Here is a 7,637-nt window from a genome sequence, read left to right on the forward strand (position 1 = left end):
TCCTTCCTTCCGGCTGCCAAGCCCGAGGCCCGCCTCGTCTCATGCCCCTTCTGGCGGGCATCTTAAGGGCACATCTTAAGGGCGCATGGGCAGGGAAAAGAGAGTGCGTCTCATCCCATATTCACCGGACTGAAACATTACAAATTAATCGGAAACCCCTATTGAATTGTGATGCTTTTGGGTGCTTAATATCACTTGTAGAATACGATAACCGTCCGGTCGGTCAGTGAATCATGGCCGCCCACCCAGGGAGAAGGAATCCATGACGGAAGCTTTTATCTGTGATGCCGTTCGCACGCCTGTCGGGCGCTATGGTGGCGCGCTGGCTTCGGTGCGTGCCGATGATCTGGCCGCTGTTCCGTTGGCTGCGCTGATGCAGCGCCATCCGAATGCGGATTGGTCCAAGGTCGATGATCTGATCTTCGGCTGCGCGAACCAGGCCGGTGAGGACAACCGCAACGTTGCCCGCATGGCTGTCCTGCTGTCGGGCATGCCCATAGGCGTCCCGGCGACGACCGTGAACCGTTTGTGCGGGTCCGGTCTGGATGCTGTCGGCCTGGCGGCGCGTTCCATTCGCGCAGGCGACTGCGATTTTGTTGTCGCGGGCGGCGTGGAAAGCATGAGCCGCGCGCCTTTTGTCATGCCCAAGGCCGAAAGCGCTTTTTCCCGCGCCAACGCTGTTTATGACACGACCATCGGCTGGCGTTTCGTTAACCCGAAGATGAAAGCGGCATTCGGCGTCGATACCATGCCGCAGACAGCGGATAACGTTGCCGCGGATTTCGGCATCAGCCGGGATGACCAGGATGCTTTTGCCGTGCGCAGCCAGGCCCGCTGGGCTGCTGCCCACGCAGCGGGTGTCTTTGCCGAGGAAATCGTGCCTGTCACGATTCCGCAGAAAAAGGGTGATGCCCTGATTGTCGAGTCCGATGAGCATCCGCGTCCCGGCACCAGCCTGGAACAATTGGCGCGTCTCAAAGGCGTCAACGGCGCGGGCCTGACCGTGACGGCAGGCAATGCCTCGGGTGTTAATGACGGCGCCTGTGCATTGGTCATTGCTTCCGAAGCGGCAGCACAGCAGCAGGGCATGCGTCCGCTGGCGCGCGTGGTCGCCATGGCTGCGGCAGGCGTGGAGCCGCGCGTGATGGGCATCGGCCCGGTGGAAGCCAGCCGCCGCGTATTGCAGCGCGCCGGTTTGTCCATCCAGGATATGGATCTCATTGAATTGAACGAAGCCTTTGCCTCGCAGGCATTGGCTGTGCTGCGTCAGCTGGGCTTGCCCGACGATGCCGCGCACGTCAATCCGAACGGCGGCGCGATTGCCATCGGCCATCCGCTCGGCATGAGCGGCGCTCGCCTGGCGACCACCGCTGCCTACCAGTTGCGCCGCCAGGGCGGCCGCTACGCGCTGTGCACCATGTGCATCGGCGTGGGGCAGGGTATCGCGATGATTATCGAGCGTGTTTGAAAGCCCCTTAATTCAAGCCTATCAAGGTACGGAGGCCAGATCATGTATGCACAAATGATTAAAACCGACAGCGAGCGCGTGCGCAGCCTCGAAGAAATGTCGGAGCAGGAACAGGAATTCATGGCGCGTATCGAGCGCGGCGAAAAGATCGAGCCCAAGGAATGGATGCCCGAAGCCTATCGCAAGACGCTGATCCGCCAGGTCGGCCAGCACGCGCACTCGGAAGTGGTGGGCCAATTGCCGGAAGGCAACTGGATCACGCGTGCGCCGACCCTGGAGCGCAAGGCCATTTTGCTGGCCAAGGTTCAGGATGAGGCCGGTCATGGCCTGTACCTGTACTGTGCGGCCGAAACCCTGGGCGTCAGCCGCGACGAACTGGTCGAGCTGCTGCACAAGGGCAAGATGAAGTATTCCTCCATCTTCAATTACCCCACGCTGAACTGGGCTGATATTGGCGCAGTGGGCTGGCTGGTCGATGGCGCCGCCATCATGAATCAGGTGCCGCTGCAGCGCACTTCCTATGGCCCGTATAGCCGCGCCATGATCCGCATCTGCAAGGAAGAAAGCTTCCACCAGCGCCAGGGCTACGACATCATGATGAAGATGTGCGCCGGCAGCCCGGAGCAGAAAGCCATGGCCCAGGATGCGCTGAACCGCTTCTGGTATCCGGCGCTGATGATGTTCGGCCCTTCCGACAAGGATTCGGTGCACTCGGCGCAGTCCATGGCCTGGAAGATCAAGATCAACACCAACGACGAACTGCGCCAGAAATTCGTTGACCAGACCGTGCCGCAGGCCAAGTACTTGGGCCTGACCATTCCTGATGAAAACCTGGTCTGGAATGAAGAGCGCGGCGCGCATGATTTTTCCGAGCCCGATTGGGATGAGTTTTTCGAAGTGATCGCCGGCAATGGCCCGTGCAACCGCGAACGCCTGGGCGCGCGCGTCAAGGCATGGGAAGACGGCGCCTGGTTCCGTGAGGGCCTGGCTGCGCACGCCGACAAGCAGCGCCTGCGCAAGCTGGCTGCCTGACGCGTCCGCCATAGACACATCGAATCAAACTTCTGGAGAACATCATCATGTCGCAAGAATGGCCCCTGTGGGAAATCTTTATCCGCGGCCAGCACGGCCTGAATCACCGCCACGTCGGCAGCCTGCACGCGCCGGACGCTGAAATGGCGATCAACAATGCCCGCGATGTCTATACCCGCCGCAATGAAGGCGTCAGCATCTGGGCAGTGAAATCGGACGATATCGTCGCCAGCGTGCCTTCCAAGAAGGGCCCGCTGTTCGAACCGTCCAATTCCAAGGTCTATCGCCACCCGACCTTTTTCAAAATTCCGGAAGAAGTGGGGCACATGTAATGACTACCATCGTCCAACAAGCCTCGACCCAGGCGCTGCGCGAGTTCTTGCTGCGCATGGGCGATAGCACGCTGATCCTCGGGCACCGCATCTCGGAATGGTGCGGCCATTCGCCCATCCTGGAAGAAGATATCGCCATGGCCAACGTGGCGCTGGACCTGATCGGCCAAACGCAATTCTGGCTGGGTCTGGCTGCAGAAGTCGAAGACGAGGGCAAGACGGCGGACGACCTGGCTTATCTGCGTGATGCCGTCGCCTTCCGTAACCTGCTGCTGGCCGAGCAGCCCAACGAGGATTACGCGCATACGCTGATGCGGCAGTTCTTGTTTGATGCTTGGCACCTCCTGCAACTGGAGGCCTTGATGGCATCCAGCGATGTCCGTGTGGCGGAGATCGCTGGCAAGGCCATCAAAGAGGTCAGCTATCACCTGGATCGCTCCAGCGAGCTCGTGATACGCCTGGGTGACGGGACGGCGGAAAGCCATCAGCGCATGCAAACCGCTCTGGACAATCTGTGGTCGTACACCGGAGAAATGTTCCTGGGCGATGCCTTCGATGATGAAGTGGCGCAGGTCGGTATTGCGCCGGCGCCCGCGGCGCTGCGCGACGCCTGGATGCAAACGGTGAGCGAAGTGCTGGAACAGGCCACGCTGAAACTGCCCGCGAGCACTTATGCGCATCGCGGCGGCAAACAGGGGCGCCACACCGAGCATCTGGGTTTCATCCTGGCGGAAATGCAGTTCCTGCAACGCGCCTATCCTGGCTGCACCTGGTAGCGGAGCGCGCCATGGATACGCTGTCGCGTCCCGAAATCGAGCAGGTATGGCAGTGGCTGGAAGGCGTGCCTGATCCCGAGATTCCCGTGATTTCACTGGTGGATCTGGGCATCATCCGCGACGTCCGCTACGAAGGCGAGACCCTGATCGTTGTGGTCACGCCGACGTATTCGGGCTGCCCGGCCACGACCGTTATCAATGAGGACATCGAGGCGGCGCTGCGTGCGCATGGCGTGACGGATTTGCGCCTGGAGCGCCAGCTGGCGCCTCCCTGGACCTCCGATTGGATGAGTGACAAGGCCCGGGAGAGCCTGCGCGGTTACGGCATTGCGCCGCCAGTGGAAGAAGCTGGCGATGCGGTGCCGTCCGGGCAGGGCAGGCGAATCTGGCTGCGTCAGGAAAACGGCCCGGCCGTGTCCTGTCCGCACTGTGGTTCCACGCATACCGCCAGGGTCAGCCAGTTCGGTTCCACGCCATGCAAAGCCAGCTATCGCTGTCTGGATTGCCTGGAACCATTCGATTATTTCAAGTGCATTTGAATTCAATGCATAGAGAAGCCTAGCCAGCGAGGAGACCATGGCACGCTTTCACCCCTTGCAAGTTGTTGACGTGCGCCGCGAAACGCGAGACGCCGTTGTGGTAACACTCAAGCCGCGCGCGGAAGACGGCGAGCTGTTCAACTTCATTCCCGGCCAGTATCTGACGTTTCGTCGCGCCTTCGACGGCGACGAACTGCGCCGCTCCTATTCCATCTGTTCCGGGCTGGATGAAGGCGCCTTGCGCGTCGGCATCAAGCGCGTGGATGGCGGGGCGTTTTCCAGCTGGGCCAATGAAGCGCTCAAGGCGGGCGAGGTGCTGGAAGCCATGCCCCCCATGGGCAGCTTCCATATCCCGCTGGAGCCTGACAGCACCCGTCATTATCTGGGCTTTGCGGGCGGCAGCGGCATTACGCCGGTGCTGTCCATCATCAAGAGCACGCTGGCGCGTGAGCCCAAGTCACGCTTCACGCTGGTCTATGCCAATCGCCAGATCAGCACGGTGATGTTCCGCGAGGAACTGGAAGACCTGAAGAACGAATACCTGGGCCGCTTTTCCGTCATTCATGTGTTCAACAGCGAAGGCCAGGAAATCGACTTGTTCACGGGCCATCTGGACCGTTCCAAGTGCGACGAGCTGTTCCGCCGCTGGATAGACCTGAAATCGGTGCATACCGCTTTCATCTGCGGGCCTGAGCCCATGATGCTGGCGATTGCCGATGCGCTGGCTGGCAACGGCATGGCCAAGGAACGCATTAAATTTGAACTGTTCGCGTCGGCCCAGCCAGGCAAGGCGCGCCGCAAGGAAAACTCGGCATCGGCCTCGACCCATGTCGGCGTGTGCGAAGCCACCGTTACGCTGGATGGCGTGGTGCGCAGTTTCGCCTTTCCCAAACAGGGCCAGAGCATTCTGGACGCCGCGCTGGAAAACAGCATGGATGCGCCCTACGCCTGCAAGGCCGGGGTTTGCTCCACCTGCAAGTGCAAGGTGCTGGAAGGCGAAGTCGAAATGGCGATCAACCATGCGCTGGAAGACTATGAAGTCGAGCAGGGCTATGTGCTGAGCTGCCAGGGCTTCCCGCTGAGCGACCGGGTGGTCGTCAGCTACGATGAATAACTGAGCGGCGGGAGGAGACATCCATGTCCGAAACGATGAATATCGAAGAGTATCTGGCGCAGGGCGGCGTGCTGACCTCGCCAGGCAATGCGCCGGCACGCTACCGCGGCGAGCTGATGCGGCTCATGTCGTCCTTCGTGGATAGCGAACTGGCGGCATCGGCGGGGTTTGCCGCGTCGATCAATTACGCGCCAGGCATCCGCGAACGCATTGCCGCCAGCCGGATCACGCTGGAAAAGGCCGATCACGCCGAACGCGTGCTGAATATCATGCAGACCTTCGGCACGGATGCCGAACGCTATCAGCGCCAGCATGATTGGGCGGCGCGCGTGGCGCGCGATGCGGATCTGGGCACGGCGCGGCATGGCGCGGACATGCGCCTGTCGGTGTTTCATTATCCCTTCACCGGCTGGACGGATGCGGTCGTCATGAACGTGCTGCAAGGCCTGGCGGCCGGGGTGCAGTTCGAAGAGTTCACGCGCGTGTCCTACGGCCCGCTGGCTGAAGTATTCCGTGAGATCGAACCGCGCGAACGGCGCCATGCGGAACTGGGCCTGGAAGGGCTGGAACGCATCGTGGCCAGTCCGGAAGGCCGGGCGGATGCCTTGGCCTCCATTGCCTACTGGCGTCCGCGGGTTGCCGCCACGTTCGGTCTGGCGGGTTCGGCGCGTTACGACACGCTGGCGCGCTTCGGGCTGCGCCATGAGTCCAATGAGGTGCTGCTGACCCGTTGGGAGCAGCGGCTGGAGGACTGTCTGGCGGCGCTGGCGCTGTAAGGCCCCATTAGCGGCCCCATTAGCGGCTCAGTCAGCTGGCTCAGTCAGCTGGCCCAGTCAGCTGACCCTGGGCTGGCGCAAGCGGCTGCCGGGGCCGGGCGCAATGCCTGAACGGGCAAGGCGCCGCTACGAGAAACTGATAAGGCATGGGCAGCCGCAGGCTGCCTATGCTTTTCCTGCAACAGGATTAAGAAGGAAAGCTTCATGAGCACATCTACTCACTCTCCGCGCCGGCTGGAAAGCTATGTCTGCGGCAAGTGGACGGCAGGCACGGGTGCCGGCCAGACACTGCGGGATGCCTCGACCGGTGAACCGATCGCCGTGATTGACGCCACTGGCCTGGATTACCCGGCCATTTTGGCGCACGGCCGTCAGGCCGGCGGAGCGGCATTGCGCGCCATGACCTTCCACGAGCGTGCCGGTATGATCAAGGCCATCGGCCTGGCATTGCTGGAAGTGAAGGAAGAGCTTTACGCCCTGTCGTCACGCACAGGCGCGACGCGCGTGGATAGCTGGGTGGATATCGAGGGCGGCATCGGCACGCTGCTGTCTTATGCTTCCAAGGGGCGCCGGGAGCTGCCCAACACCCGCGTGCTGGTCGATGGTTCGGTGGAGCGCCTGTCCAAGGATGGCAGCTTCAGCGCGCAACATATCCTGTCGCCGCTGCAAGGGGTGGCTGTCCATATCAATGCGTTCAATTTTCCTTGCTGGGGCATGCTGGAAAAGCTGGCGCCGACCTGGCTGGCCGGAATGCCAGCCATCATCAAGCCGGCCAGCCAGACTGCCTATCTGACCGAATTGATGGTGCGCCGCATGCTGGATACGGGTTTGGTGCCCGAAGGCGCATTGCAGCTGATTTGCGGCAGCACTGGCGATATGCTGGATCACGTCACCGGGCAGGATGTGGTGACCTTTACCGGCTCGGCGGCAACTGGCCAGAAACTCAAGACCGGCCGCGCCATCGTGGCGCAATCGGTGCGTTTCAATATGGAGGCCGACAGCCTGAACGCCTCGGTGCTGGGCACGGATGTCACGCAGGATGCGGAAGAATTCAAGCTGTTCGTGCGCGAAGTCGCCAATGAAATGACCACCAAGGCCGGGCAGAAATGCACGGCCATCCGCCGCGTGATCGTGCCGAGGGCGCAAGTCGCTGCGGTCGTGGACGCCTTGCGTGAGAGGCTGGCCAAGGTGGTGGTGGGCAACCCGACGGCTGATGGCGTCACCATGGGCCCGCTGGCCAGTCCTGACCAGCGTGTTGAGGTGCAGGAACGCGTGCAGGAATTGCTGGCCGAGGCCAAGGTCGTGATTGGCGATGCGGCGCAGGCCGATACGGCAGGCAGCGCATTCTACGCGCCCGTGGTGCTGCTCTGCGAACAGCCGCTGGCCGCACGCAAGGTGCATGAAGTCGAAGCGTTCGGGCCGGTCAGCACCATCATGCCGTACGACACGCTGGAAGAAGCGGTCGAGCTGGTGCGCCGCGGGCAGGGCAGTCTGGTGGCTTCGCTCTTTACCAACGAGGCGGCAGTGGCGGAAACGGTGGTATTGGGCATAGCCCCCTACCATGGCCGTGTCATGATCGGGAACCGCGCCAGCGCGCGCA

At 61.9% G+C, this 7,637-nt stretch carries 8 protein-coding genes; all 8 read left to right on the forward strand.

The features are described from left to right. Positions 1 to 262: 262 nt before the first annotated feature. The gene (pcaF, locus tag ACTJGZ_RS12300) at positions 263 to 1,468 is read left to right on the forward strand and encodes a 3-oxoadipyl-CoA thiolase (protein WP_441663210.1); all 1,206 of its coding nucleotides are present in this window, start codon (positions 263 to 265) and stop codon (positions 1,466 to 1,468) included. A 42-nt stretch (positions 1,469 to 1,510) separates the two neighbouring features. Further along, a complete protein-coding gene (paaA, locus tag ACTJGZ_RS12305; protein ID WP_441663211.1) occupies positions 1,511 to 2,500 on the forward strand; it encodes a 1,2-phenylacetyl-CoA epoxidase subunit PaaA in 990 nt (329 codons plus the stop codon). Positions 2,501 to 2,547: 47 nt separating this feature from the next. Continuing rightward, on the forward strand, positions 2,548 to 2,832 hold the full coding sequence (gene paaB / locus ACTJGZ_RS12310; protein ID WP_068372050.1) for a 1,2-phenylacetyl-CoA epoxidase subunit PaaB: 285 nt from the start codon (positions 2,548 to 2,550) through the stop codon (positions 2,830 to 2,832). Next, positions 2,832 to 3,608, forward strand: coding sequence for a 1,2-phenylacetyl-CoA epoxidase subunit PaaC (paaC, locus tag ACTJGZ_RS12315; RefSeq protein ID WP_441663212.1), 777 nt, complete (start codon positions 2,832 to 2,834; stop codon positions 3,606 to 3,608). Before paaB ends, paaC begins: the two co-directional genes overlap by 1 nt. A gap of 11 nt (positions 3,609 to 3,619) precedes the next feature. Next, positions 3,620 to 4,147, forward strand: a complete 528-nt coding sequence (paaD, locus tag ACTJGZ_RS12320) for a 1,2-phenylacetyl-CoA epoxidase subunit PaaD (protein WP_441663213.1) — start codon at positions 3,620 to 3,622, stop codon at positions 4,145 to 4,147. A 37-nt stretch (positions 4,148 to 4,184) separates the two neighbouring features. Beyond that, positions 4,185 to 5,261: a 1,2-phenylacetyl-CoA epoxidase subunit PaaE gene (gene paaE, locus ACTJGZ_RS12325; protein WP_441663214.1), complete on the forward strand. Its 1,077-nt coding sequence runs from the start codon at positions 4,185 to 4,187 to the stop codon at positions 5,259 to 5,261. Between the two features lie 23 nt (positions 5,262 to 5,284). Beyond that, positions 5,285 to 6,037 (forward strand): Phenylacetic acid catabolic protein, encoded by a 753-nt coding sequence (locus ACTJGZ_RS12330; protein WP_441663215.1) that lies wholly within the window; start codon positions 5,285 to 5,287, stop codon positions 6,035 to 6,037. 204 nt (positions 6,038 to 6,241) lie between these two features. Further along, a partial coding sequence (gene paaZ / locus ACTJGZ_RS12335) for a phenylacetic acid degradation bifunctional protein PaaZ (protein WP_441663216.1) occupies positions 6,242 to 7,637 on the forward strand: 1,396 nt, incomplete at its 3' end.

This window comes from Kerstersia sp., from assembly GCF_052103615.1.
Taxonomy (GTDB): Bacteria; Pseudomonadota; Gammaproteobacteria; order Burkholderiales; family Burkholderiaceae_B; genus Kerstersia.